The organism is Caballeronia arationis (assembly GCF_001544975.2).
Classification (GTDB): Bacteria; Pseudomonadota; Gammaproteobacteria; order Burkholderiales; family Burkholderiaceae; genus Caballeronia; species Caballeronia arationis.
Genome location: NZ_FCOG02000476.1, coordinates 1 through 1,151, shown reverse-complemented (window position 1 = coordinate 1,151; position 1,151 = coordinate 1). Strand labels below are relative to the sequence as shown.

Here is a 1,151-nt window from a genome sequence, read left to right as displayed (position 1 = left end):
GCAGATGATGATGCTAAAAAGCTTACGCCTAATGAGTTACGGATCGCGGAAGTGCGTCGTTTTCGGCACGTCGCATGTCGATATAGTCCGGGTTGAATCGCTCGCCCTTTGCCAGGATCGCCCAAAGTACCCGCGCATGTTTGTTCGCAACGGCCACCAACGCCTTACCATGCCCCACACGCTCAGATAGCGCGGCGATCCACCTGGACAACCTGTCCTTCCGTCTCCTTGCAGCGGTTACTGTCACGCGCGCGCACTGGAACAAAAGGGTGCGAAGATATTCGTTGCCCTGTTTGGTCACACGCCCTAGTCGGTCCTTCCCGCCACTGCTGTTTTGTTTCGGCACGAGCCCGAGCCACGCCGCAAACTGCCGACCGTTTCGGAATTGGCGGGCGTCGCCCACGGTCGCAGTTGCTGCCGACGCAGTCAGCAGCCCGACGCCAAACATTTCCACGACGCGTCTCGCGTTGTGATCTTCCCTGGCATGCTGTGCGATCTGCGCGTCATACCATTTGATTTCACCCTCGATCTCGCTGAATCTCGCCCAGCCGCGAAGCAGCGCCGTGCGCGTTAGTCCCGGAAGCTCATTTGAACCGTCCTCGACAGCTTCGACAAAGCCAGCTCTAAACCTGTTGATCCCTTGGGGCAGAAAGACACCGAATTCAGCCAGGAGACCGCGCAGCCGATTGACAAGAGCCGTACGTTCTTCAACTAACCCTAGGCGCACGCGGTGAAGAACCAGGACGCCTTGCTGGGCAGCAGTCTTGATCGGAACATAACGCATCTGCGGGCGGCTCGCTGCCTCGCAGATTGCCTCGGCGTCAAGCGCGTCGTTCTTCACACGGGCGCCGCCTTTACGATATGGCGCAGCGAACTGAGGTGGAATAAGGCGGACATCGTGGCCCATCTCACGCAGTCTGCGTGCCCAGAAGTGGGCCGAACTGCACGCTTCCATTGCTATGACGCAACGTTCTCGATTCGCGAACCACTCCAGAAACTTATCTCTGGAGACCGCCTTCCTGACCACCACGCGCTCTGCAGCATCGACGCCGTGCAATTGCATGACGTTCTTGGCCAGATCAACACCGATACGGGCAATCCTGTCCATGTCGCTCTCCTTCGCCTGGTGGTGGGAAGACTATCGTGACATA

The 1,151-nt window shown here is 58.5% G+C and carries 1 protein-coding gene; it reads right to left on the bottom strand.

The features are described 5' to 3' along the window. Positions 1-28: 28 nt before the first annotated feature. Entirely contained in the window at positions 29-1,108 is a 1,080-nt protein-coding gene (locus tag AWB81_RS43300; protein WP_062644747.1) for an IS110 family RNA-guided transposase, read from the bottom strand. Between the last annotated feature and the right edge of the window lie 43 nt (positions 1,109-1,151).